Source organism: Exiguobacterium sp. PHA03 (assembly GCF_041945985.1).
Taxonomy (GTDB): domain Bacteria; phylum Bacillota; class Bacilli; order Exiguobacteriales; family Exiguobacteriaceae; genus Exiguobacterium_A.
Window position 1 is genome coordinate 137,751 of sequence record NZ_JAUTYQ010000002.1, and the last position, 24,599, is coordinate 162,349.

Here is a 24,599-nt window from a genome sequence, read left to right on the forward strand (position 1 = left end):
GTCTATTAGGTTAGTATACGGGGGAATAGACAGTTTATTCCATACAAAAATGAGAAATCACATCGAAATGGATTTCTCATTGGGAGGCAGAAGCTACTTTTTCTTTATTTTCAAGATGAATGACGTGCTGTTCGCCCCATGCATTGATGGCGTCAAGAACCGGGATAAGTGTCCGACCGTAATCCGTCAGCGAATACTCAACGCGTGGCGGGACTTCTTGGTAAATCTCGCGATGCACGATATCGTTTAGTTCGAGCTCGCGCAATTGAGCTGTCAGCATCTTTTGCGTAATGTTCGGCAATTGTCGTTTCAATTCACTGAAGCGGAGCGTTCCGTGTGTGATCAAGACGAGTAAAATCGACGGTTTCCATTTTCCGGTCAAGATTTCGAGTGCGGTCTCGACTCGACAGCTTGGTGTCTCTTCCATCGGTCTTCCTCCTTCATGGTATCGTTTAGGATACTATACCACTTATTCGTGCCTACTTCCGCTTCCATCACTTCCGCGTAATAATAGAGGTACAAGCTATTTCATTGAAGGAGGAAACAACATGTCGATTCACCCACAGATTACACTCGGTCCCGTTCGTTTACGCGTCACCGATCTTGACCGTTCCGTTTCATTTTATACAGCATCCCTCGGATTACGTATACTGACACAAACGGATCAGCTAACGGTTCTTGGCGCACAAGGTACACCACTCGTTGAGCTCGAAGTTCATCCGAATGCCCGCCGTTTCCCACCGAACTCGGTTGCCGGGTTATACCATTTTGCGATTTTGCTACCGAACCGAAAAGAACTCGGTTTCGTCATCCGCAATTTGATCGAACAAGGGATTGAGATTGGTCAAGGTGACCATCTTGTCAGTGAAGCCTTTTATCTATCGGATCCGGATGGGAACGGGATCGAGATTTATGCCGATCGTCCACGTGAGACATGGACGTATGAAGCAAATGGAGATGTTAAGATGACGACCGATCCTGTCGATTGGCAAAGTATGCTCGTCGAAGCTGGAGAAGAAGACTGGTATGGTATGCCGGCCGAGACCGTCATGGGACATGTCCATTTCCACGTCAAGACACTGGAAGCAGCGCGGACATTTTATGTCGATACGCTTGGCTTTGAGGTTGCGGCTGACGCTTCACGAATGCGTGCGTTGTTTGTCGCTGCTGGCGGTTACCATCATCACATCGGTCTGAACGTCTGGTCGGGAGTTGACGCACCGACGAATCCGGAAGATGCGGTCGGACTTGTCTACTGGACGCTGCGTTATCCGGATCAAGCGACGCTCCGAGCAGCAATCGAGACGTTGAAGTCTTCTGCGTATACCGTTACGGATCAAGCAGATGCTGTCTATGTCACCGATGATGCTGGAATCACTGCTCGATTGACAACATAACTGAAAAAATCCCTTTGCAGAGAAAAATCTGCAAGGGGATTTTTTGTTTTATCGTGAAGATGACGTTGCATTACCGTCATACCGGCTGATCAGCTCATACGGTCTGACTTTATATAAGGCATGCGGGAAGTAGTGCGGATCCATGGCATCGAGCGTCCGCAACTGGAAATGATCCCGTTTGATGTATTCACTCAGCGAGTCACGTGTCAGTGGGAAGAAGCCGATATCTGTTGTTTCGCCTTCTTGCGTCGTAAGTTCACCACCGACCGCTTTCCCGCGGAAGCAGACACAAAGGACGTGACTCGAGACGTTTTGATAGATACCGGTAATTCCATCGATTGTGACATCAATCCCGGTTTCTTCTTTGACTTCTCGTTTGATCGCGTCAAGAATCGACTCATGATTTTCGACTTGTCCACCCGGCATCTCATACGTATCACCCCGGTGGAGGTTGCGAACGAGCAGGACTTCACCGGCATCGTTTGTGATGTACGCGGTCACACTGACGATGGCACGAGGAGGAGCGTACGTACCGGTCGCCGTCATGAAGTCTTCATACGACTTGATATAGAGATTTTTGCCGAGTCGGGCACGTTTTTTCATCGCTTCACGGCGTAAGGCACTGTTTCGGACATCACGATCGACTTGTTCGTAATGTTCACGGTCGCGGTATTCCCAGATAGCGATAACTTCATCTTCTGCTTCCGTCACCCAGCGACCAACGAGACGGGCACCATGACTGACTTGAAGCGGATACAGGTAAGTATGAAAAAACTCAGTGAATTCTTCTAGGCGTTCGGGACGAATCGTATAGGTCTTCCGGCGATGCAACATGGAAATTCCTCCTATCAGATGAGCGTTCGGATGTACGTTATACCCCTTCTCGAACGGATGGAGGAAACCCTTTTTCTCGATGTGGGAAAAGGATGTTTTATTAAACGATTGCGTATACATGTCATCCGGTCTAAGTGACTTTAATTCATCGATGATGATCTCTTTTGATCAGAAAAGTATAACTAAAGAAGAACTTAAGAAATGGATAGGGCTCAACTTCAGAAAAATCGGGGATACTGAATATAGAGAGAAACAGAAAGTAGGGATACGTGATGGATATCATGGCACTCGTCCGCCTGGCTGGCGGAATCATGTTCACCCCATTGTCGGACGATGTCTTGATGATGAGTTTTGCAGCACTTCGATTACGAGAGGGGATGTACCCGGTCGTCATCTGGCTGACCGCTTGGCCGGTCTTCTTCATCGCCTTTACGTGGTTTTATCTACTTGCTCGGTTCTTCCGTGAGATTCCGCTCGTCAAACGCTGGATGAAATCACGTTTCTTAGAACGAGCAGAAGCAATCATAGAACGACGCGGGTTATGGGCAATCGGACTATCGTTCTTCTTACCCGGCGTCAGACATCCGATTCATTATGTCGCCGGACTTCTCGGTTATCCGTTACCGCGTTATTTAGTGATGACGTTCTTAGCAGCAGGCGTCTATACAGGACTGTGGACATTCATCATCATTCGAATCGGAGAAGCTGTGACGTGGTCGGAACTGTGGAACTGGCTACAGGTGAATCCTGGTGTCATTGGATCAATCATCGTGATCCTCATTGGAGCAGCGGTCATCGGAATCGTCCATCATCATCGTCAAAAGCAAGCATTAGAAGAAGAGTCCTCGATGTAAATCACATATAAAACGGCGAATCCGATAATGGATTCGCTTTTTAGGTTAAAGTTTGGTTTTATGAATAAGGATAGTTTTTTGAAATAAGAAGTAATCTACAAAAAAAGTGAAATCATTGTCAAAAAATGACGCACATCACTTCTTAAAAGCTACCTGATTTACACACTGGATTGGCAATTTATCGTCACAAGCAGTGCGTGGAAATGGATTGTAACCGCTTATACTAAAAGGTGTTCACAGAGTGGACATATTTTCTGTCGAAGGAGGATACATATGAATCTCATGCAGACGGAAGAGACGGTCAAAAAAGCACCGACTTCTTCTGCTTACCGGACGATTTGGCGGTGGCACTTTTATGCTGGTATCATTTTTGCACCGTTCCTCGTCATGCTTGCCGTGACAGGATCGATCTATCTATTTAAGCCGCAAATCGAAAACGTCCTGTATCAATCGTATTATGAAGTTACACCAAAAGCGGATCGCATCACGGCGACAGAACAAATCAATCGCGTCAAAGCGAAGTATCCGGACGCGCTCGTTACGTCATACCGACCGGGTGAATCGGACGATCGATCCAGTGAAGTGAACATCTCGTCACCTAAGATGTCGGCGACAGTCTTCGTCAATCCGTACTCCGGGAAAATCATCGGAACATTATCGGATGATGACCGGATCATGAACAAAATCGAAGAGATCCACGGAGAGCTGATGGCAGGAACGACAGGCGACCGGATTGTCGAACTTGTTGCGTGTTGGGCGATTGTTTTGATCGTGACAGGATTATTCTTGTGGTTCCCGCGTAAGCAAAAGGGGCTGTCAGGTGTTTTGTTCCCACGTCTTCGTCAAGGCAAGAAGTTATTTCGTCGTGACCTCCACGCGGTTCCGGCATTCTGGATCACAGCAGGAATGTTATTCCTCATCCTGACAGGTCTTCCGTGGTCTGGCTTCTGGGGGACGAACTTCCAGTCACTCGTCACGAACCAAGGTCTTGGTTATCCACCGTCCATCTGGGGTGGGGAGGCACCGACGTCAACACTTCAAACGAAGGATATCGCGGAAGTCCCGTGGGCTGCCGAAACACTTGATGTCCCGCAATCGAAAGTCGAAGGTGCTGTTCCGGCTTCGATCGATGACATCGTTGCAATCGGCAAACAACAAGGGATGGATCCAAGCTTTAAAATCAGCATCCCGAGTGATCCGAGTGGAGTCTACACCCTGTCCGCGTATCCCGCAAAGGCACAGGATGAAGCAACGATCCATCTCGATCAATATTCCGGTGCCGTGCTCGCTGATTATCGCTATGACAATTATGGCGTCGTCGGGAAGATCGTCGCGACCGGAATCACGCTTCACAAAGGAACGGAATTCGGCTGGTTCAACCAATTGATCAGCCTATTGATTTGTCTTGGGATCATTCTCGTAGCAGTCAGTGGTTTCTATCTGTGGTTGAAGCGAAAACCAAGTAAGGGGATGGGGGCACCAAAAGGTCCGAAAGCATTCATGTTGAAAGGATTCCTCGCTGTGCTTGTTGTGCTGGGAATTGTCTTCCCACTTGTCGGACTCTCGTTGCTCGTCGTCTGGTTACTCGATTTCCTCGTCATTCGTCGTATTCCGAGTGTAAGGAGGTTCTTCAATGCGTAAATCGATGCAAACATTCGTGCTTGGTGGACTGCTCGTCACGACGACGAGTCTTGCCGGCTGCGCCGTTGATTCTGATGCGGCGGAGCAGTACACAGTCGTTCATCCGTTATCGATCAAAATGAATATCCCGAAAGACGTACAACCGGACGCAAAGAAAAAGCAAACGTTCGAAGCGACGGTTTGGCGTGAAGCGAAACCGGCTCAAAAAGTCGACTATGTCCACTTCGAAATCTGGAAAGCAGACGGAACAGTCCGCTATAGTATGGAACCGGCAGAAGAGACGAAGCCGGGTGTCTACACGATTGCGAAGACATTACCGAAATCCGGCTTGTATTATGTCAAAGCGCATGCGAGCAGTGAAGGTGCGATGATCATGCCGACACGGCAATTCATCGTCGGAAAACTGTCGGCGCAGGATTTAAAAATCTTACAAGGTGGAGCAAAACCCGCTGGTGGAAGTAGCGGTCACCATCATTAATAGGAGTATGAAAAAAGAGAGAGCGGAATTTTCCGTTCTCTCTTTGTGTATTGAGGATCAATCATCATCACCGTGACCACCATGATCATCGCCATGATCATCGGAATCGTCATCGCCTTCATCCCCAGAATCATCCGATGCACCATCGTCATCCGCGTGTTCATCTTCCGATTCAAGCTCTTGTCCATTGTAGAACTTGACTTGGACTTGTAATGTTTTAATGTTTGGCAATTGAAGTGCCTGAGCTACTAACGTTAATAATTCCTCTTCCGTCATCGATGGCGTGACGAGAAGGCGGTCTTTTAACGTCGCAACATCAGTGATGCCAATCTCATCTTTAAAACGGAGTTCTTTCCGTTGGTGTTCATTACTGTAGCGCCACTCGAACTTTTTTTTGTTCGTATCCGTTACTTGGATCATGATCCGTTTGAGTTCTTGATTATTTTGAACGCCGTCTTGATCCGTGTCTTCCTGATCATCCCGTGTCCCATCATGATCGCTGTCTGCTTTTGTCGGATCAGAACCGAGCTCGAATTCGTCGTCATTCAAAAGTGTATCTTGATCGCGGTCCTCTTCGTTATCTTTGATGCCATCGCGATCTGAATCTTTTGTCATTGGTTGCGTACCGACGATGAACTCTTCGCGTGTCGTTAATCGATCCTGATCTTGGTCTTCTTTATCATCGTAAATACCATCTTGATCAGAATCCTTTTTCAATGGATTCAGATGCGCTGTGTATTCTTGTTGATTCGTAAGGGAGTCGCGGTCCGAATCCTCTTTCCCATCCTTGATTCCATCACGATCGGAATCCGATTTGGTTGGGTTGAGACGAAGTTGATATTCCTGTGCATTCGTCAAACCGTCGCGATCGTGATCTTTTGTTGCGACGTGTTTGCCATATCCTAAATGATATTGTTTTTGCCAAGCGTCCGGAATACCATTTTTGTCTTGATCGACTTGCACGACAGGTTTCTTTTTCGATTTACTTTTTGCTTCGACAGGTTCAACTGCTTGCGAGACGACAAGCGAAGCAAGTAATGCGCTAATGACGATCCGTTTCATGAGTCCACTCCTGTTCTGAATAATAAATAAAAGATGTGGTGATAAGAAGATTTTAATGAAATCGTTAGAAAATAAGTTGTTTATTTCTTGAAATGAGTAAATAAAAACTAAAAAATAATTAGAGTAATGAACAGAGGTATTTCGACCAAAAAAATATTTTAAATAAAAAATGTAAAAAGATAAAACCATTTATGAACTCCTTACGTTATCTGTGTGAAGTCCAAAAAATCAAAGGGGTGTTCATAAGATGAAGATGAAAAAGTCGTATCTCGCTGTTCCGCTAAGTGCCGCATTGTTGATTCCAGCAGCAGGTGTCAGTGCACATGGTCATGAGGACCATAGTAAGATGTCTCACAGTTCAGGGAAAGTCTCACTTGACGTCTCGTCCCCAGCATCGGATTTGCGAGCGACACTCGATCAAATTCTATCTGAACACGCATATCTCGCAGTTGTCGCGATGCAAAAAGGAATTGATGGTAAAAAAGATTTTGAACAAGCAGCAGGCGCATTGAATCAAAATACGGATGATTTAGCGGCAGCTGTCGGTTCTGTCTACGGTGACGATGCAGGAAAAGCGTTTAAAGATATCTGGTCGAGCCACATCGGTTACTTCGTCGATTACGTCAAAGCGACCGGAGCAAAAGATGAAGACGCCAAACAAAAAGCATTGAAAGACCTCGATGAGTATCGTGTTGAGCAGGCTGCGTTCCTCGATAAAGCAACAGGTGGACGTCTGAAAGCAGCAGATCTCGAAGCAGGACTTAAAGTCCATATCACGCAATTGTTAACATCGTTTAATAGTTACGTTGCTGGTGATTATGACGCTGCCTACAGCAATCTACGTGAAGCAATCGAGCATATGTATATGGTCGGAGAAGGATTATCTGGTGCGATCGTTGATCAGTATCCGGACAAATTCAAAAATACGAAAGTCGATACACCAGCAGCCGATCTTCGTGCCGGGCTCAACCGGAACTTCTCAGAGCACGCAGCGCTTGCGGTGCTCGCGATGCAAAAAGGAATTGACGGTGCAAAGGACTTTGACGCGGCAGCCGGTGCCTTGAGTCAAAATACAGATGATTTGTCGGCTTCAATCGGTTCCGTTTACGGCAGTGAAGCAGCACAACAATTCAAGAAAATCTGGTCGAGCCATATCGGCTACTTCGTCGACTACGTCAAAGCAACAGGTGCAAAAGACGATCAAGCACGCGACATGGCTGTAAAAGAACTCGATGAGTACCGTGTCGAACAAGCAGCATTCCTCGATGCTGCAACGGAAGGACGCTTAAAAGCAAAAGATTTGGAAGAAGGACTAAAGGTCCACATCGACCAACTCTTACTCGCCTTCAATAGCTACAATGAAAAAGATTACGACAAAGCGTACCCCGCGATTCGCGAAGCGTACGCGCATATGTACGGCGTAGGGGAAGGAACAGCGACAGCAATCGTCGATCAGTTCCCAGATAAATTCAAAGGTGCACCATCTGGTATGCCGAACACAGGTCTCGGTGGTATGCAAGCAGCATCATCGGCGACAGGTATCGTGTGGTCATTGCTTGGTATTGCCGCAGCATCGATCCTTGGATTGTTCGCACTCCGTCGTCGCCCGCAACAATAAAGGACGACCCGCTGGAAACAGCGGGTTTTCTTATACACATCAAGCAGAAAGGAGGTAAACGACATGCGTATCATCCGATTTGCACTTCTATTTCTGATTTGTCTATTGCCTGTCTCGGTCGAAGCACACACGAGTCTTAAAAGTTCCAATCCGACAGAGGGAGCGGCGTTATCAGAATCCGTCGATCGAATCCGCTTGACGTTTAGTGAGGCTGTCGAAAAGACGAGTACCTTACGTGTAGTGGACGCGAACGGTGTCGAACAATCGCTTGCGAAACCGCTCATCATCGGGAATGAACTCAGTGCCGTCGTCTCGAAACCATTGAAAAAAGGACAGTACACGATTAAATGGGCATCGATTTCAGATGATGGTCATCCGGTCAAAGGGACGATTCGTTTTACAGTACTGGGTACGGAAAAAACTGAGGCGAAGACAGTTGAAAAGGCGGAGCCGATGGAAACAAAGGCAGCGGTCGTCCCAGAAGCTGAGCCTGTTTCAAAAGGACTCGTTCCGACGCTACTTCCTTGGATTGTTGGTGGACTATTAGTCAGCATCGTCTTACTTCTCTTATTCCGTCGTCGTTCGATATGAGTGCGTTTCTAGGAGAACTACTTGTCTACATGGGTGGAGCGCTTTGGATGGGCTATTTGGTATTATGCTTCATCCCAAGGAAACACAAACCGCCATTAATGGATGGTACGTCATGGGCGGTGGCGGGGCTCGGAATGCTCGTTCTTGGAACGAGCATCCCGGTCTTTGGTGCCGTTCGTTTTCTACTTTCGACGCAAACGATGACAGAGGCTCTACGAACGGGGTTACTTTTGCATATCGGTCAAATGTTTCTTGTCGTTTACTTCGCTGCTTTACTCCTATTGATTGTATTCGCATGGCAAAAGCAACGGTCCATCCTGCTCGCACTCTTGACGATCCCGTTATGGATTGGTATCGCAGGAACGAGTCATGCCGCAGCGAAATACGGGGCGCTTGGGTGGACGCTTCAGTTTAGTCACTTCTTATGTGTGACGGCTTGGATCGGTGTCGTGTTTTGGGTAGCCATCGGTGCCCGCTCGACCGCTCATTGGTCTGCCTTTTTAAGTTGGTTTAGTCCATTTGCCCGGATTGCCTTTACGGGTGTCATCCTGTCGGGTCTGCTACTGATGCAACTGGCGATTCCGCTTGAACGTTATCCGAATCTATGGGGCGTGCCATACGGTCAAGCCATGTTGCTGAAGCATCTTTTGTTGTTGCCGCTTTTGTTCTACGCCTTTTGTAATGGCACACTTGTCCGGCGTCGGTTACGTTTCGACTCGACATACGATCCGCGTCCGTTACTCCGGATGGAGAGTATTATTTTAATACTTCTGTTCATGGCAAGTGCATCACTCAGTCGTTTGGAACAACCGACGTTAGGTCAATTACCGGTCAGTGGTCCAGCAGGGGACGGGTGGGTCTTGATGATTGGGATCGCCACCTTACCACTGCTCTTACTCGGATTCAGACGACATGCATTGGGTGTCTTGCTGAGCCTTCTTAGTGTCAGTCTGATCTACCTTGGACTACTTGCGACAGGGTGAACACGAAAAAACAAGGTAGCGGAACTATCCGCTACCTTGTTTGTCGTGGTTTTATTTTGTCGAAACGGCGCAATTCGTGGCCTTCGCAAGAATCTTCGAATAGGCCCGGGCGCCCTTAATATTCAAATGAACACCATCTGCTTCAAAATAGGATGGGTGTTTGACAGCAATAGCATGCCAGTCGATCAGTTCGACCCGTTTTCGTTTTGATGCCTCTCGTAACATCTGATTGACTTCTGCTTCCCACGGGCGTGGCACCCGTGCTGTCACGAGATAGATGTGATCGGCATTTGCAAATTGGTCGAGTAAGCTATTCAACTGATCTTTGCGGAAGCTGCCGTTCGTTCCAAGATGGAGGATGACTTGGCGTCCATGTTGATTGTACGACGCATACTTCTCACTTAGCGGAATCGCTTCTCGTAGCTGTCGACCGAGTTTCGCATCAATCGTCAGTTGTTTGAGTGTACTGCCGAGATAATCTTCGACACCGAGCAGGACGGAGTCACCGATCGCAAGCGTCGGTCGACAAATTTTTCGTTGATCAGGTTTTGCTTTCGGTGTCGTCGGTTTGAGGACCGGTTTCGGTTTTTCTTTTGGCGCCGCTATCTTATGGAAGGCGGGTTCTGGCTTCGGTGTATCGGAAACAGCAAGAATCGATAAGTTACCAATGAAGCTGACGATAAGGATCGTCAACACGGCAACACTCGCCCACTGTACCGTTGAGAACTGACGTAACTGTTGCGGATGTAGCGATAAACGCTTCAAGTAACCAGACAGTCCGAGTTGACGAATCGGACGCTCGATGAAGCGATACGACGCTTCTGTTAACGCAACAAGAATAACTATGATCAATATAGTCCGTAGTACCGAGAATGTTCCAATTTGCTCGACCGGTGTCAGCAACGTGATGACGGGAAAATGCCATAGATATAAGCCGTACGACCGTTTGCCGATCGCAATAAGTGATGGACGCGCAAACCAACGACTCCAAATCGACGCCGGATGGGCGATCGTAGCAATCAATAGGGCGGCAAGGAGCGAAACGATGAAAAAGCCACCGCGGTATAAAAAGCTTCCGAACTCACTCGTGACAACCATCAGTAAAAGTAAGAGTGGCAACGTGACAGCACCTGTTTGATTCAACAATCGAACACCACGTTTTGGGATATCAATCTTAAAGCGGGTCGGTTGCCACGCGAACGCGAGCAAACTCCCGATCAATAAGGCGAATAATCGTGTATCGGTACCGTAATAGACACGACTCGGATCCTCACCCGGTGTGAATTGAATCGCCATCGCGAGCACGGATGCGCCGATCGCGACACCAATCAATTGAAGGAACAGGCGACGATTTTTCATGCCGAACCAAAGTAGGATCGGGAATAGCAGGTAGAACTGTTCTTCGATCGCGAGCGACCAAAGGTTTTGGATCGGTGACGGTTTCCCGAACGACTCGAAATACGAGACGTCATGGAAGATATACCACCAGTTCGTTCCGTAAATAAGCGCAAAGGCACTATCTTGACGAACTGTATGCAATAGCTCGCGTTCAAAGACGGTTACATATCCGAGAACGAGTAACAGCATGACGAATAGAGCTGGGAACAAACGACGGAAACGATGAATCCAAAACCGTTTCAAATCGAGGCGCCCGGTCGTTTGCCACTCGCGTAACAAAAGACCAGTAATCAGGTAACCGGATAGGACGAAAAAGAGATCAACACCGAGGAAACCACCAGAGAAGAATGAAACAGATAAGTGGTAGAGAATGACAGACAGGACAGCGAAAGCGCGTAAGCCGTCAAGCCCTGGCATATATGTAATCGAACGAGACGAGGATTTCATAAGACACGAACAACTCCTTTAAAACGACAACTAATTTCTAACAGTCTTTAGTGTATCGAATTCCAATTTCAAAGAAGTGTCTAAGAAGTAACAACCTAGCCCAAAAAATGCACCCGACGAGAGCATCGGATGCTGACTTACGAATGACGCGGAAAACGACACGTGACGGAAAAGCGGTTGTCTGCTGAAGTGAGCTGGACACTTCCGTGATAGCGCGCCATGATTTGTTGAACAATCGACAGACCAATACCGGAACCGCCGGAAGAACGCGATGCGTCAGACGTTCCGAACGGCGTCAGTCACGCGTTTAGTTCCTCTAGCGTATAGATCGTTTCAATCGCATTCGAGCAAATCAGTTGGATGCCTTGTGCTCCTTCTTTGATTGAAATCCGAAGATCACCGATTCCGTGAAGTGTTTCTTTTAAAAAAATCAAACATGAAACCCTATTTTCCGTTGAGTATAGCATGTAGTATGCACGTCGTCCCTTTCGAAAACAGGAGGAGAATTCTTAAGTGAATCTTAAACAGATCAATGCCTGATTTTCGGCGACATCGTAACCGGACAAGCCGTTATACTAAAGGCAAAGGAGGAGAAAGCGATGGAACATCACACGTATTACGAAGCACTCGTTCGACGAGACGTGACGTACGAAGGAACGTTTTTCGTCGGGGTCAAGACGACCGGTATTTTTTGCCGCCCGACATGTCCGGCACGAAAACCGAAAGCGGAGAACTGCGAGTTTTTCGAGACGGCGCAAGAGGCATTGCTTGCCTCTTATCGACCGTGTCGGCGGTGTCATCCGCTCGCTTATCCAGGCGATCACGGTACGGTTCAACGTTTGATCGAAGCAGTCGAGGCAGAACCAGATAAACGGTTCAAAGAAGCTGATTTCCGAGCACTTGGTTTGGACGAATCAACAGCACGACGCCAGTTCAAGAAACGGTTCGGGATGACGTTCGTTGCCTATGCTCGGGCACGGCGGATGGGGTTAGCGATGAAAGAGATTCGGACTGGGAAGCCGGTCATCGAAGGGCAGTTAGCAGGAGGCTATGAATCAAGCAGTGGTTTTCGTGAAGCGTCAGCACGGATGCTCGGGGAAGCACCGTCTCGTTTTGACGGACAGGTCTTGCGCGCGAAATGGCTCGATACACCGCTCGGTTCGATGCTTGCGATTGCGGATGAACAACACTTACATCTCCTTGAATTCGTCGATCGACGGGGACTTGAGCGAGAAATCGAACAATTGCGTCAAAAAGCGCGTGCTGTCATCGTGCCTGGGGAGTCACTCGTCTTTAAACAGATTGAAGGGGAGCTCCGTCGTTACTTCAAAGGAGAACCGGTCTTGTTTCAGACGCCATTGATGCGATACGGAACGCCCTTTCAACGCCGCGTCTGGGAAGAACTTGAACGAATTCCGAGTGGCAAGACGATCTCGTATCAAGAACTGGCCATCCGAATTGGTCAACCAACCGCCGTCCGCGCTGTCGCACGGGCAAACGGAGCAAATCAACTAGCAATCATCATTCCATGTCATCGGGTCATTCGAACGAATGGGGATTTAGGTGGATACGCCGGGGGACTTGCACGCAAGGAAACATTGCTCAAACTGGAGCGTACACGGAAGGGACTAGATATAGGATGAGTTTGATTAAAGATGTGTTTTCACCGAGTTGGCTCGATGAATTAGAAGAAGCGGTCGATGTACCAGACTTTCGCAGACGAGTCGAACGCAAGGACTGGGACGAGCTTGCGTTTAAACAACGCGTCCGTCGTGTTGCGGAGACACTAGAATCCGTCCTACCACCGTTTCCGGACTCGGTGCCGGAGCTAGAGCGGTTCGCACCGCAGTTTACCGGACTACCGGGAATTGTTTTTCCCGAGTATGTCGAGCGGACAGCAACACTCACTGACTGGACACTTGCGTTAGCAACACTCGCTAAATTGACACCGTATTCGACGTCTGAGTTCGCTGTCCGGCGTTTTCTACTCGCTGATCAAGAGCGTTATCTCGAGCAAGCACTCATGTGGGCAACATCAGACGATGAACATGTTCGGCGCTTAGCGTCGGAAGGGACACGACCGCGTCTGCCATGGGGACAAGCGATTCCGAGTCTGATTGCTGATCCGCGACCGGCATTACCAATTCTTGACGCCTTACTACAGGATCCGTCACTCTACGTCCGAAAAAGTGTCGCCAATCACTTGAACGATATTTCAAAGACACATCCGGAATATCTGATTGAGCGGATCGAACGTCACTTAGGAACAGATCCGAACACGGACTGGATTTTGCGCCACGCCTCCCGGACGTTACTCAAACGCGGAAATCCAGAAGTCTTACAATTGTTCGGTCACGTTACGCAAGGTGAGGTCGAGATTACAAATTTAGTCGTCTCGCCGGTTACGATTGGCGGAGAGCTCGACTTCTCGTTCACCGTGACGAGTTCTGTTCCACAACGTTTACGCTTGGAGTACGCGATCGATTACGTCAAACAACGCAGAACGAGTCGGAAGGTGTTTCAACTGCGGGAGCGGGAAGTTAAAGGTGTCTTACAAGTCGAAAGACGCCAATCGTTTCGGAACATGACGACGCGTGTCCATTATCCTGGTACACACACATTGACGATTTTGATTAACGGAGAGGCTTACGCGACAGTAACGTTTGAGGTCGAGGAGGAGAGCTGAATGCAAGGACGGCATCCGGATTTTAAAACGTCACGATTATTTGTCGAAGCAACGGATGAAGAATCGGGTTGTAAGTGGACGCTACATGCGTTACGTGAGAAAACGATCGTCGGAACGATTATCTTCACTTGGAATGCATCCACCGGAACCTTACGTTACACGACGACTGATGAGGACGATCAGCACGGGTACATCACGGAAGCACTGGCATCGATTTTGTCTTATCTCGCACGGACGTTATTACTGAAGCGTGTCTATAGTGAAGCGGGCAGTGAAACGGTCTGGCGTCGGAATGGATTTCAGTTGCAGGCGAATCGATATGCACGCGAACTTCATCATTAAAGCCCCGTCTGCTGAGCAGAACGGGGCTTATTTGTGATTAGACCGTTGTTTTCGACCAGTTGAAATGTTCGCAAATCGCTTCAGCGCTTTCACGCGCACTTAACTGTTCCGTATCAAGGAAGAGATAATTGACGTCCGGTAGTTCGCCTGGCAGCGAGCGTGTCCGGTATCCGTCCGCCGTCTCGCGTAAGTCTTGTTCAGAAGCGGCGAGGTCACGCTTCGTTACTTTGTGCGTCAATCGGTTTTCGGTCGTGTTCCGGTGCAGACGGGTTGCGACCGGCGCATCCAATTCAACGATATAGACGTCAGCACCTGCTTGTTCGAACAACTCAACCGTTTCTTCGATGAACTCGAGACCACCACCTTCGACGCCGAATAGACAGACGAATGTAAACAAGACACCTTCAAGCGAACTGTTCGCCATTTCCTTGAACATCTCGCGCCGAATCGTATCTTTTAAGCGGTGATGGGCGGGTTCAGAGAAATCAAAATAAGGCAATAACAAGTCGATCGTCTGGTGGTTATGGAAGACTTTCATCTCCGTCAACCGTTCGATTTCCTGACCAATCGTCATCTTTCCGACTGCTTGGGGACCAAGTAACAAGACAAATTTCATGGACGAACCTCATTTCCTTTTTCTGCTAAGAATAGCACATTCCGATGAGTGACATCACTAGAACGTTTGTTCGTGATTTGGTATAATTCAGGTATGAAGTCCCGTCGTGTCCTTGTCTGAAGGAGGACAACTATGCAAGAGCAATGGAAGGCCGTCATCGGCTATGTAGGTATATATGAAGTCTCGTCACTTGGTCGCGTAAGGTCGCTTGATCGGACAATCGTGACGTGTCGCGGCGTCCGACAACGCCGAAAAGGTGTCTTGCTCCGACCGCGGCTCAATCGGGAAGGATATCGGAAAGTCACGCTCTATCAACGGGGGCGAGGAGAACGAGTGCAGGTCGGTCTACTCGTTGCGCAAGCTTTTCTGACGGTTGACGTCACGGAAGCGCGACTCGTCCGACGCAACGGTAAACGAGCTGACGATCAGTTATCGAACTTGGACGTGTTGCCTTCATTTGATCAGCAGTATACCGAACTACTTGGTGAGTTTGATCTCTTATTAGAACAACATGTGACGTTGTCATCGTTTCAGATTCGAGCGATTCGCGCCCAATATGAAAAAGGGAAGACGATTCGTCAACTGGCGGAGCAGTATCAGGTGACTGAGAACCGGATTCGCAATATCATCGATAAAAAGGAAGCACGTTATATCGGCTGAGAACAGAGGAAAAGAGCGCTTGCCAGGAATGGCAGGCGCTCTTTTTGTTAAGACGACGATTCGCTCGAGCGAACGGTCTGTTGCAACGAACTGATCCGTGACTCGAGTACCGCGCTATGTGTCTTCAATTCCGTTTGCTGAATGACGTGGTGTTGCATTTGATCCCCGAGTACTTGGCTATAGGACGAGAGCTCTGACATCAACTTTTGGACAGATTGTAGATGCTGTTGCATATTCGACTGGACTTCTGCGACGATTTGACGTTGGTGTTCAACGGTCCCCAGTGTCGTTTCGATCGTCGTCGCTTCAGTCAGCATCTGTTGCAAGTGCTCTGTTGCCGTCTCGAGCTGTTGTGACGTCGAGAGAAACCGTTCCGTCATCTGCGAGAGCGCTTGTTCGACTTGAGTGAGCCCTGCCGTCCACGTCTGATTGACCTGACGGATGTGGTCCGTACTCGTCCGGATATCGATGGCTAGTCTTTCGACTTCCTTGGCCACGACCGTGAAGCCACGACCGGCTTCGCCAGCACGAGTTGCCTCGATCAGCGCATTCAGCGATAGGCGGCGCGTCTCTTCAGCGACACGCTGGATGTGGGAAATTGAGGTCTCCATCTGCTGCTGTAGATGTGAGGTCTGTTGCAAGATTTGCTCTGTCGTCGCGGATTGTTCCTTCAGCAAGTGGCTTTCTTGTTGTAATGTCCCAAGTGTCGTGTGATTCGTCTGAACAGTCTGTTGAAACCGAGTTGCGGCACGTTGGCTGTTCAGAAGTGTCGTTTGCATTTCGCTTAACGCATCGTGTCCTTGGGCAGTCAAACGTGTGGAGGCGATGATCGTCTGATTCATCTGCGTCGATTGCGCAAGTAAGGAACCGGCGACTTCATCGACGGCATGCACCGACTGATCCATCGCGGATAAATGCGAGGAAAAGTGGGGCTGGACGGATTCAAGTTCCTGACTGGCTTGTTGCATCTCGGTCGTCAAATCCCCAATCTGTTGCATCAATTGATTGTATTGAAACGTGAGCTGTTGTAACTCAAAGGTCGTCGTCTTAAGCGTTAACGGACGATACGATCGCTTCGCATGGGCTTCTTCAATCTGTAGAGCGAGTTTCGATAACGGTGCCAGTTGGCGTTGAATTTGCCAGCGGATCAAGAGGCTGATGCTGACAAGTGTGATCACACTCACCCAGACGAGTGTCCAAGCTAAATCTCGAGCAGGGGCGATTAATTTATCACGGTCGGTCGTCAGTAAGATGACGTCATCGAGTTCCGGAATCGTCATCGCGACAAGGAACTGGTCTTGATTTGAAAAGGCATGTGTACGAGCTGTTTTTAAATGCTGTAGTAGTTGTTTTCGTTTTGCTGGTTCGAGTGTCAACGGTCGGAACGCCTCACTCGTGTTCAGGCTTTGAAAGCGAACCGTGTAGTCGTCACGTGATAAGTCGGTTCGCTGTTGCTGTTGCAATCGTTTAATGGCACGCGTACGGTCTGTTGCGTCATTCGGATATGCGAGAAACGTTGCCCGGACGTTCGCATCAAACATCGTTAATTCGCGCATCAGCCGTTCCTCAGTCGCTGCGACGGATTGTTGGTACGACGCGTAAACGCTTAGACCACTGATCACGGTCAGTCCGATGGCGACGATCGGAATCAACCATCCATTTAATTGTTGTGCCAGTAATCGTTTTTTCTTTGGCATAAAATATCTCCTCCCGTATTCCTATCGGGAGGAGATGGCTCAACATGTATGAAGGCGTTGTACGACTTGTGTAAAGGTCTTGTGAATCTAGTTCACGTAAATCGGAAGGACAGTCGCAAGATGTGTCATAAGTGCTTGTGTCTCTTCTTTTGGTTCAGACGTGACATAAATGATCAACGCAGCAGCAACGATGACAAAGATGGCAATGACAAGAATGATGAAGAACGGCATCTTACTTTTTCGTTTTTCGGCTTGACGGTCCATGAAAGATTCCCCCTTAATAATGTATACGATAGATATATTTAAGGGATTCCCTGTTCATTACTTTAAAAACACGACAACTGTCCGGTAATGAAAAAAATACTGTCTTGTCTGACGAGAGCATTGGACAGGGCAGTATATTACGTTCAACTAAGGAGAGACCAGACATCATATCGCTCAAAATCAGCCAAAATATTTGGAGCAATCAACTGACGGATCATTTCTTCGTCCGCCCAGAGATAAGCGTCGTGTTCTGCGGATAACTGAACGCTCGTCTGGTTCGTCGAGCAGACGTACATCAACAAAATGATTTGCCGATCGGGATGCGTTAGGAAGCTCGAGGCATAGAGTAGACGTTCTGGCGTAACCGTCAACTGTGTCTCTTCTTTTATCTCGCGAACAAGGCTGTCGAGCGGCAGTTCACCGAAGTCGATCTTTCCACCTGGACATTCCCATGTTCCGCCGCCGAAGTCAGCGACAGCCCGGCGGACGATTAGGAGACGTTGCTCGTGAATGATGATGCCTTTGACGGCAGGGACAATCGCCGTCATCTGACGGGACTCCGCGATAATACCACGGGATCGGTTCCTTCTGTTTCGATCAAGTACTGATCGCACAGATAGATCCCGCTTGCGTCGGCAAGTCCGAAGGCACGGCTCGTGCCTTCTTCCGTAAAGGATTGCACGAGGTGGGCGGCTTCGCCCCACGTCTCGTAATGCACACAGACGGCCGCGTCTTTCAGCAGGGCAAGACCAGGCAAGCGAAGACGTCGATTGTCGCGTTGGTCGATCTCCGGAATCACACAACGTTCGGGTGAAACGAGGGCGCCGGCAGAAAAGCCAGCGACCGGAACACCGTTTACGAAACGCGACTGGATGATGTCACCAATCGGTGTCGCGACCAAATATTGCTGATACAATTCGGTCTCGCCACCGGAGATGATGATCCCTTGACATTGCTGTAGTTGCGCGAACTGTTCATCCGTTGGCGCGTCAGACAGTGGTAGATGGACGAAGGACGAAATACCCTCTTCCTGCAACGCTTCCGTATAAATCGAGGCGTAGGTCACCCAGTCCTTACCAGTACGTGGGACATACAGAATCGCGACCGGACCACCATTCGTTAATGCAGCAAACCGTTTTTGCAAATTCGGTGTAAATGGAGGACCGCCTCCAAATAAAAATAAATGAGTATGCATGAAGTCATCCCTCCAACCATGTATTAGAAAAAGTATAGCAGAAATCAATCAATTGGAAATATGCTGGTAGAATGATTGTCTGCGGAACCACGTGTGATGTTGTTTCCGTTCTTGAAAGAGAACGAATAGTACGAAGGTGATGACGAGACCGCGTCCAATCCATGGTAAGACGAGAAGACCGTAGTTCATCGCAGCGAACAGCTGGAGCAAGAAGCGGCGCTTACTCGGATCCCGCAGATACGTGAGCAGTGGGAGTTGCTGATGCGTTTGCTTGAATAGTCGCAGATGAAGGAGCGGTCGCTTTCGATGAGATGGTTTTGGTAAGGACCCGTTCAATTCAAGGACGGTCGCGGATAAACTCGACTGTCGTTTCATTGACAACAGGATATCCTCCGTTAATCCGTCCTCACGCTGTGACCAGTGCCGGACATGAAGAGATCCGAACAGTAACACACCCAGTGCGACAACGAAGAGGACTGGATGCGGTTGAAGCCAAAGCAGGAGCAACAGGGAGATGCGTCCTGCTGCCAGGAAGAGATGACCGCTCCATTTCCGCAAGAACAGTTGCCCAGATAACCGGTATGTCCAGAAGCTAAAGAACGGTTGGAGTAAAGAAAGCGCGAGACTAGTCAGCAGTACGGTGATACTAGATTGGTCAAACCGGATGTGATGTAGCGGGAAACAAAGTAGATGTAAGCCGGCCGTTAATAAGAAAATCCGCACGAAGTGATACCGAACAGAATACCGCTTCATTCGGACGATCGCTCCAGGAACTGGTTTGAAGAAAAGACGATCCGCCGGTTCGAACCAAGCGTAAAAGGCAGGCAGAAACCCGTACAGCATCCAACCAAGTAAGATCCAAGCGACCGGAACCGTTTGAACCCAGTCCGCTTGACCACTTAAGATCTGAATCGTCTCATAAATGATAAACAGCCCGACCGGAATGACAAGATACAGCAAGATCGTCCAGTCGAAGATTTCTCGCAAGAAGCGACGTTGTTCAGCATGCCGTCGACGGATCCGTTGCTTCAGAAAGGTTTCAATCATGCTCGAGCACCATCGCTTCCATGATGTCGAACAAGCGGGCGCCTGGCTGACCGGAGGCTTCACCGATTTGAGCGAGTGTTCCTTGATGTTTGATACGTCCTTGATCAATCCAGACGAAGTCATTACACAGACGTTCCGCGGAATCAAGGACATGGGTGACGAGCAGAATCGCCACGCCACGCGTTCGTTCTGCTTCGAGTAAATGCAACAACCGAATCGTTGCGACCGCATCGAGACCAACGAACGGTTCATCGATGATCAGGCAGTCCGCGCGTTGCATCAAAGCACAGACGAGCATCACCTTTTGTTTCATTCCTTTAGAGAAAGAGGATACATAGTCACCCGTGACAGCATGCAGTTCAAATGTCTTTAAGAGTCGTTCCGTATAGGCGTGATCTGTCTCGTGAAGTGAGGCGACCAGCTCAAGGTGCTCGGCGAGCGTCAAATATTCGTAATAGGTCGGCTGTTCCGGAATATAGGCGAGTGAGACTGGTAAATCGATTTCTCCTTCAACCCACGGTAGCGTACCGAACATCGCTTGAATCGTCGTACTTTTTCCTGCACCGTTCGTACCGATCAAACCGGTGATGGATCCAGGCTGTAAAGCAAACGCGATCTCTTGTAAGACGGGCTGACCGACGTCATAACCAGCTTGGTGAATGGATACATGCATATGAACCATCTCCTTTCACTACATCTACTGATAGAAGAAGAAAAATGTTTCACAGTCACAGAAATCAGCAGAACCGTAGTAAAAAATGTAACAGGTTAAAAATAGCAAATGGGCTATAATGGAAATATCAATTTTAGAGGATGAGCGTGATGCAAGCAGTCAAACGAATTTATTTCCGAGAGTCCGGCATGGGAAGAGGACAGACGTTTTGGTGGGACCGTGCAAGTCGGACGGTTCGTGCGGAAGATGAGGAAGAAGTATTAGCCCCATGGATTCCACATGGATTAATTTTACCTGACGAAATGAATCCGTTACTTGTAAAACTGACGGAAGAGGATATCTATCTAATCGACATGTGGTCAGATTTGTTCGATGCCGAGAAATGGCGGGAGTACTCGAATCCTGAAAGCCTTACGATTATGGACGGAACGAATTGGGAAATGCATGTGACGACAGAACACGGCACAGAAAAAGTGTCACACTCAAACGTGTTTCCACCTGGATGGTGGATGATTCGGGAACTGCTATACGGTTATTATGATGCCGGGAGTAACCGAAAAGACGAAGAAGGGGAGGATGAACGATGAAACGAGCCCTATTGTATCTGATGCCGTTTGCGTGGCTTGGACCTTACCTCGACTGGAAAGAGGGTTCAATACTAGGATATGTCTTATTTTTGTTTGGACTTGGTGCTTTATCGTATTCCCTTGCGCGGAGGGGGAAACCGAAATACATCGTCATCGGTAACATAGTTTCATTTGCGATTTCGTACGGGATTGCACTCAGTGTAGGAGAAGGATATGGCGAAGGATACTTCAATCCATTGACAGTCAATCAACTGGTTCTTGGAGTGAGTGTCTTGAATCTGGTCGTGCAAATACCGATTATGATGAATGCGATTCAAAACAAAGTGATGAAAAAGGAGTTAGGTGAAGAGTAGTCACTCTAAGTAGAAAAAACGCTACGCAACGAGTGCGTAGCGATCAGATTACACGAGTCCTAAGATCTCGACTTCGACCAATGCACCTTTTGGTAGTTCCCTCACAGCGATACAAGACCGAGCCGGGAAGTGATTGTGCGGTGCGAAGTAATCGGAGTAAATCGTATTAAAAGCAGCGAAGTGTTCCATGCTCGTTAAGTAGCATGTCGTCTTGACGACGCGGTCTGGTGTCAGTCCTGCCTCTTTCAGGATGGCATCGACGTTACGCATGACTTGTTCCGTCTGTTCCGTGATTCCGCCTGGTACAAGTTCACCTGTTGTCGGATCAATCGGGATTTGACCGGAAGCATAGAGTGTACCGTTTGCGATAAAGCCTTGTGAATAAGGGCCGATCGCAGCAGGGGCGTTCGTTGTGTCGATCTGTTTGAATGTAGACATGAAAAGAACCTCCTCTTATAAAATACATATGTACGACACCGAGTGATTCGACTCGGATATCCCTCAACCCTTCAAAGGAGTGAATTGATATGCCACTTTATCATAAATTAGTTCGAGACGCGATTCCAAACATCATCGACCAAAACGGAAAAAAAGCGACGTTCCGAACGCTGAACGAAAATGAATTCCTAGTGGAAGCGAAAAAGAAATTACATGAAGAACTCGCTGAATATGAGGAAGCAACGACGGACGCAGACGCTGTCGAGGAGTTAGCTGATTTACTGGAGCTGATCCAAGCGTTAGCGAAGACACATGGCGTGACTGTTGAGGAACTGGAAGCCGTCCGACAGAAGAAACAGCAACAGCGCGGCGGCTTCGAAGAACGCCTCTACCTGATCGAGGTCGAGGATTGATCCCGGAAGCGAAGCTGACGACGCATCACTTATATGACTCACTCGTCGATGCCATTGATCAGGCAGAGGAAGTCTATATCGTCGCAGCGTTTGCTCAGAAGTCAGGCGTCGCTTTACTCGTCCCGGCGTTTCGTCGTGCTTTGCAACGAGGAGCCGAGATTCGGCTGTTGATTGGCGACTATCTACATATCACCGATCCAGAAGCATTGGCGCAGTTGCTTGCGCTTGATGGGTTGTCAGTTCGCTTTTATCGGTCAGGAGGACGCTCGTTCCATCCGAAAGCATATCTGTTTCGAAACGCAGAGACTGGCTTATCAATCGTCGGTTCGTCGAACATCTCGAACAGTGCGCTTCGGTCCGGTATCGAATGGAACGTTCATCTACCACAAGCTGTCGCTCCACAGATTCTTGATGATGCGATTGATGCCTTCATGGACCTTTATCTCAGCGAATCGGCAGAAGAACTGAATCCGGTTGTCTTAGATGCTTATCGTCAAGAGTACGCGGCACGGCAATATGTCGCGGAACCAGAAGTCGAGTATGACGAAGGAACAGTTGTCGTCGCGCCAGAAATCCTGCCGCACCGAGTGCAGGAAGAAGCACTCCGCGCGTTACGGGAAACGATGGAAGAAGGGCGGACACGGGCGTTGGCGGTGCTTGCGACTGGACTAGGGAAGACCTACCTCAGTGCGTTCTTTACGAGAGACTTTACACGAGTCCTGTTCCTGGCACATCAAAAAGAATTATTACTGCAAGCAGAGCGTTCGTTTCAAAAAGTCAATCCGGCGTGGCAGACCGGCTTTTACATCGGTAGTGATCGGACCGTCACGGAGACGACAGAGATCGTCTTCGCTTCCGTCCAGACGTTGGCGCAAAAGCGTCACTTGGACCGTTTTGCAACGGATCAGTTTGATCTCATTATTGTTGACGAGTTCCATCACGCGGCAGCAACGAGTTACCGAAAAATCATTGATCATTTCACGCCTCGTTTCTTACTTGGTCTGACGGCGACACCAGACCGGATGGACGGTGCGGATGTCTATGCGATCTGTCACCATAACGTTGCTTTCCAGATGCATTTCACAGCGGCGATTGCTGAAGGCTTTTTAACACCGTTTCACTATTACGGTATTCATGACACGATTGACTATTCCCAGATTCGACGAATCGGTAGGACCTATGATGCGTCGCAGCTCGAGCATCGACAACTTGATCGTGAGGTCGCAGATAATATCTATCATTCATGGGAGAAACATCGGCAAACGAAGACGATTGGCTTTTGTTCGTCGATCAAGCAAGCGGAATATCTGGCGCAAGTATTCCGGGATAAAGGAACGACGGCGTTTGCACTGACAGGGCAGACGACGAATCGCGCGCAATATATGCAAGCATTCGAGCAGGGCGAGATTGACGTCCTTTTTACCGTCGATTTGTTTAACGAAGGTGTTGATATTCCGAAAGTCGATACACTCCTGTTCTGTCGTCCAACTGAGTCTGTCGCCATCTATACGCAACAAATCGGACGCGGCTTACGCTTGGCACAGCACAAATCGCACTGCGTCATCATTGACTTGATTGGGAACTATCGCAACGTCGAAACGAAGCTGAAGCTGCTCGGAACGATGAAAGAGTCGTTCAAGCGAGGGGAAACAGAACCGATTACGCCACCACCCGGCTGTGTAATTGAGTTCGATACGCGGGCACTGGAATTGATTCATCGACTCCGGCAACCGAGTCAGCGGAAGTTACGATTGATTGAGCAATACGAGCAAATCAAATACGAACTCGGACACCGGCCATCGTATGTTGAGATTGGAGAATATGCAGCAGTTTCGCAAGGCTATAAACAAGAATGGGGTTCTTACGTTGGTTTCTTGAAGGAGCATCAGGAGTTATCAGACGAAGAAATCGAAGCGTACGACGCAAATCGTGAATTGATTGAGCAGGTCGAAAAGACAATCATGAATCGGAGTTATAAGATGGTCGTCTTGCTAGCGATGCTTGAGCGGGGAGAAGAGCGCTGGATGGAGCCGATTACGGCCGAAGAAGTAGCACCATTCTTTTATGAGTACTTGCATGCGGAGAAGTATCGGGAATTGAAGGATGCGCAAACGGCAGAGTTAAAAGGACCATTTGATGCAGCAAAAGTAGAACGGTTATTGAGGAAAATGCCGTTTCCGAAGATGGGGAAGCCATTTACATTTGATGGAGACGTGTTATCAATCGCAAGTCAAACATCAGGACGGGAACTATTTAACGTCATAAAAGACATAATTCATTTCCGATTGCACATGTATTTTTCGAATTAATGGATTAGACACGCTA

At 48.6% G+C, this 24,599-nt stretch carries 29 protein-coding genes; 15 read left to right on the forward strand and 14 right to left on the reverse strand.

The window, feature by feature from the left end:
* Positions 1–76 precede the first annotated feature (76 nt).
* Positions 77–427 (reverse strand): winged helix-turn-helix transcriptional regulator, encoded by a 351-nt coding sequence (locus tag Q7C19_RS11840; RefSeq protein ID WP_035411270.1) that lies wholly within the window; start codon positions 425–427, stop codon positions 77–79.
* 121 nt (positions 428–548) lie between these two features.
* Between Q7C19_RS11840 and Q7C19_RS11845 the strand changes: the two genes are divergently transcribed.
* Positions 549–1,397, forward strand: coding sequence for a VOC family protein (locus Q7C19_RS11845; protein WP_035411267.1), 849 nt, complete (start codon positions 549–551; stop codon positions 1,395–1,397).
* Between the two features lie 48 nt (positions 1,398–1,445).
* On the opposite strand, the gene Q7C19_RS11850 is transcribed toward Q7C19_RS11845, so the two are convergent.
* On the reverse strand, positions 1,446–2,231 hold the full coding sequence (locus tag Q7C19_RS11850; RefSeq protein WP_290785987.1) for an NUDIX domain-containing protein: 786 nt from the start codon (positions 2,229–2,231) through the stop codon (positions 1,446–1,448).
* 272 nt (positions 2,232–2,503) lie between these two features.
* Between Q7C19_RS11850 and Q7C19_RS11855 the strand changes: the two genes are divergently transcribed.
* The 3 genes from Q7C19_RS11855 (at position 2,504) to Q7C19_RS11865 (ending at position 5,204) form a co-directional block, all read left to right on the forward strand.
* Positions 2,504–3,085, forward strand: coding sequence for a DedA family protein (locus Q7C19_RS11855; protein WP_375092271.1), 582 nt, complete (start codon positions 2,504–2,506; stop codon positions 3,083–3,085).
* 273 nt (positions 3,086–3,358) lie between these two features.
* On the forward strand, positions 3,359–4,726 hold the full coding sequence (locus Q7C19_RS11860; protein WP_056064001.1) for a PepSY-associated TM helix domain-containing protein: 1,368 nt from the start codon (positions 3,359–3,361) through the stop codon (positions 4,724–4,726).
* Entirely contained in the window at positions 4,719–5,204 is a 486-nt protein-coding gene (locus tag Q7C19_RS11865; RefSeq protein ID WP_375092197.1) for a FixH family protein, read from the forward strand. The genes Q7C19_RS11860 and Q7C19_RS11865 overlap by 8 nt, the downstream gene beginning before the upstream one ends.
* 57 nt (positions 5,205–5,261) lie before the next feature.
* Here Q7C19_RS11865 and Q7C19_RS11870 read toward each other — a convergent pair whose 3' ends face one another.
* Complete coding sequence (locus Q7C19_RS11870; RefSeq protein ID WP_375092198.1) at positions 5,262–6,266, reverse strand: hypothetical protein; 1,005 nt, start codon at positions 6,264–6,266, stop codon at positions 5,262–5,264.
* A 247-nt stretch (positions 6,267–6,513) separates the two neighbouring features.
* On the opposite strand from Q7C19_RS11870, the gene Q7C19_RS11875 reads away from it, so the two are divergent.
* The 3 genes from Q7C19_RS11875 to Q7C19_RS11885 all read left to right on the forward strand — a co-directional run bounded on the left by Q7C19_RS11875 (position 6,514) and on the right by Q7C19_RS11885 (position 9,458).
* Complete coding sequence (locus tag Q7C19_RS11875) at positions 6,514–7,884, forward strand: copper amine oxidase (RefSeq protein ID WP_375092199.1); 1,371 nt, start codon at positions 6,514–6,516, stop codon at positions 7,882–7,884.
* Positions 7,885–7,947: 63 nt separating this feature from the next.
* A complete protein-coding gene (locus Q7C19_RS11880) occupies positions 7,948–8,475 on the forward strand; it encodes a copper resistance CopC family protein (protein WP_375092200.1) in 528 nt (175 codons plus the stop codon).
* 47 nt (positions 8,476–8,522) lie between these two features.
* Positions 8,523–9,458 (forward strand): copper resistance D family protein, encoded by a 936-nt coding sequence (locus tag Q7C19_RS11885; protein ID WP_375092201.1) that lies wholly within the window; start codon positions 8,523–8,525, stop codon positions 9,456–9,458.
* A 51-nt stretch (positions 9,459–9,509) separates the two neighbouring features.
* Here Q7C19_RS11885 and Q7C19_RS11890 read toward each other — a convergent pair whose 3' ends face one another.
* From Q7C19_RS11890 to Q7C19_RS11900, 3 genes are all read right to left on the reverse strand, one after another.
* Complete coding sequence (locus Q7C19_RS11890; protein WP_375092202.1) at positions 9,510–11,303, reverse strand: acyltransferase family protein; 1,794 nt, start codon at positions 11,301–11,303, stop codon at positions 9,510–9,512.
* A 137-nt stretch (positions 11,304–11,440) separates the two neighbouring features.
* Complete coding sequence (locus tag Q7C19_RS11895) at positions 11,441–11,602, reverse strand: ATP-binding protein (protein ID WP_375092272.1); 162 nt, start codon at positions 11,600–11,602, stop codon at positions 11,441–11,443.
* The gene (locus Q7C19_RS11900; protein ID WP_255344371.1) at positions 11,603–11,737 is read right to left on the reverse strand and encodes a hypothetical protein; all 135 of its coding nucleotides are present in this window, start codon (positions 11,735–11,737) and stop codon (positions 11,603–11,605) included.
* A gap of 165 nt (positions 11,738–11,902) precedes the next feature.
* Between Q7C19_RS11900 and Q7C19_RS11905 the strand changes: the two genes are divergently transcribed.
* The 3 genes from Q7C19_RS11905 to Q7C19_RS11915 are packed head-to-tail and all read left to right on the forward strand — an operon-like array spanning position 11,903 to position 14,331.
* Positions 11,903–12,946, forward strand: a complete 1,044-nt coding sequence (locus Q7C19_RS11905; RefSeq protein ID WP_375092203.1) for a bifunctional transcriptional activator/DNA repair enzyme AdaA — start codon at positions 11,903–11,905, stop codon at positions 12,944–12,946.
* Positions 12,943–13,989 (forward strand): DNA alkylation repair protein, encoded by a 1,047-nt coding sequence (locus Q7C19_RS11910; protein ID WP_375092204.1) that lies wholly within the window; start codon positions 12,943–12,945, stop codon positions 13,987–13,989. The genes Q7C19_RS11905 and Q7C19_RS11910 overlap by 4 nt, the downstream gene beginning before the upstream one ends.
* The gene (locus Q7C19_RS11915) at positions 13,990–14,331 is read left to right on the forward strand and encodes a GNAT family N-acetyltransferase (protein ID WP_308102198.1); all 342 of its coding nucleotides are present in this window, start codon (positions 13,990–13,992) and stop codon (positions 14,329–14,331) included. It begins immediately after the preceding gene.
* Positions 14,332–14,368: 37 nt separating this feature from the next.
* On the opposite strand, the gene Q7C19_RS11920 is transcribed toward Q7C19_RS11915, so the two are convergent.
* On the reverse strand, positions 14,369–14,947 hold the full coding sequence (locus Q7C19_RS11920; RefSeq protein ID WP_308102197.1) for an AAA family ATPase: 579 nt from the start codon (positions 14,945–14,947) through the stop codon (positions 14,369–14,371).
* A 132-nt stretch (positions 14,948–15,079) separates the two neighbouring features.
* On the opposite strand from Q7C19_RS11920, the gene Q7C19_RS11925 reads away from it, so the two are divergent.
* Positions 15,080–15,607, forward strand: a complete 528-nt coding sequence (locus tag Q7C19_RS11925; RefSeq protein ID WP_052019130.1) for an NUMOD4 domain-containing protein — start codon at positions 15,080–15,082, stop codon at positions 15,605–15,607.
* Between the two features lie 47 nt (positions 15,608–15,654).
* Here the strand turns inward: Q7C19_RS11925 and Q7C19_RS11930 are convergent, their stop codons facing one another.
* The 6 genes from Q7C19_RS11930 to Q7C19_RS11955 all read right to left on the reverse strand — a co-directional run bounded on the left by Q7C19_RS11930 (position 15,655) and on the right by Q7C19_RS11955 (position 20,483).
* Positions 15,655–17,304, reverse strand: coding sequence for a methyl-accepting chemotaxis protein (locus Q7C19_RS11930; RefSeq protein WP_375092205.1), 1,650 nt, complete (start codon positions 17,302–17,304; stop codon positions 15,655–15,657).
* Positions 17,305–17,391: 87 nt separating this feature from the next.
* Entirely contained in the window at positions 17,392–17,568 is a 177-nt protein-coding gene (locus Q7C19_RS11935) for a hypothetical protein (RefSeq protein WP_023466867.1), read from the reverse strand.
* Positions 17,569–17,711: 143 nt separating this feature from the next.
* Positions 17,712–18,116: an NUDIX hydrolase gene (locus tag Q7C19_RS11940; RefSeq protein WP_056063969.1), complete on the reverse strand. Its 405-nt coding sequence runs from the start codon at positions 18,114–18,116 to the stop codon at positions 17,712–17,714.
* Positions 18,113–18,763 carry a Type 1 glutamine amidotransferase-like domain-containing protein gene (locus Q7C19_RS11945; RefSeq protein ID WP_375092206.1) on the reverse strand — a complete coding sequence of 217 codons (651 nt, stop codon included), beginning with the start codon at positions 18,761–18,763 and terminating at the stop codon, positions 18,113–18,115. The genes Q7C19_RS11940 and Q7C19_RS11945 overlap by 4 nt, the downstream gene beginning before the upstream one ends.
* A gap of 48 nt (positions 18,764–18,811) precedes the next feature.
* Positions 18,812–19,810, reverse strand: a complete 999-nt coding sequence (locus Q7C19_RS11950) for an ABC transporter permease (RefSeq protein ID WP_375092207.1) — start codon at positions 19,808–19,810, stop codon at positions 18,812–18,814.
* Positions 19,803–20,483 carry an ABC transporter ATP-binding protein gene (locus Q7C19_RS11955; RefSeq protein ID WP_375092208.1) on the reverse strand — a complete coding sequence of 227 codons (681 nt, stop codon included), beginning with the start codon at positions 20,481–20,483 and terminating at the stop codon, positions 19,803–19,805. The genes Q7C19_RS11950 and Q7C19_RS11955 overlap by 8 nt, the downstream gene beginning before the upstream one ends.
* Before the next feature lie 149 nt (positions 20,484–20,632).
* Here Q7C19_RS11955 and Q7C19_RS11960 point away from each other — a divergent pair, with 149 nt between their 5' ends.
* Positions 20,633–21,070 carry a hypothetical protein gene (locus Q7C19_RS11960; RefSeq protein WP_375092209.1) on the forward strand — a complete coding sequence of 146 codons (438 nt, stop codon included), beginning with the start codon at positions 20,633–20,635 and terminating at the stop codon, positions 21,068–21,070.
* Positions 21,067–21,423 (forward strand): hypothetical protein, encoded by a 357-nt coding sequence (locus tag Q7C19_RS11965; protein WP_375092210.1) that lies wholly within the window; start codon positions 21,067–21,069, stop codon positions 21,421–21,423. The genes Q7C19_RS11960 and Q7C19_RS11965 overlap by 4 nt, the downstream gene beginning before the upstream one ends.
* Before the next feature lie 48 nt (positions 21,424–21,471).
* Here Q7C19_RS11965 and Q7C19_RS11970 read toward each other — a convergent pair whose 3' ends face one another.
* Positions 21,472–21,861: a RidA family protein gene (locus tag Q7C19_RS11970; protein ID WP_375092211.1), complete on the reverse strand. Its 390-nt coding sequence runs from the start codon at positions 21,859–21,861 to the stop codon at positions 21,472–21,474.
* Between the two features lie 89 nt (positions 21,862–21,950).
* Between Q7C19_RS11970 and Q7C19_RS11975 the strand changes: the two genes are divergently transcribed.
* Positions 21,951–22,274, forward strand: coding sequence for a pyrophosphohydrolase domain-containing protein (locus Q7C19_RS11975; RefSeq protein WP_375092212.1), 324 nt, complete (start codon positions 21,951–21,953; stop codon positions 22,272–22,274).
* Positions 22,271–24,583 carry a DEAD/DEAH box helicase family protein gene (locus Q7C19_RS11980; RefSeq protein WP_375092213.1) on the forward strand — a complete coding sequence of 771 codons (2,313 nt, stop codon included), beginning with the start codon at positions 22,271–22,273 and terminating at the stop codon, positions 24,581–24,583. The genes Q7C19_RS11975 and Q7C19_RS11980 overlap by 4 nt, the downstream gene beginning before the upstream one ends.
* Positions 24,584–24,599: the final 16 nt, after the last annotated feature.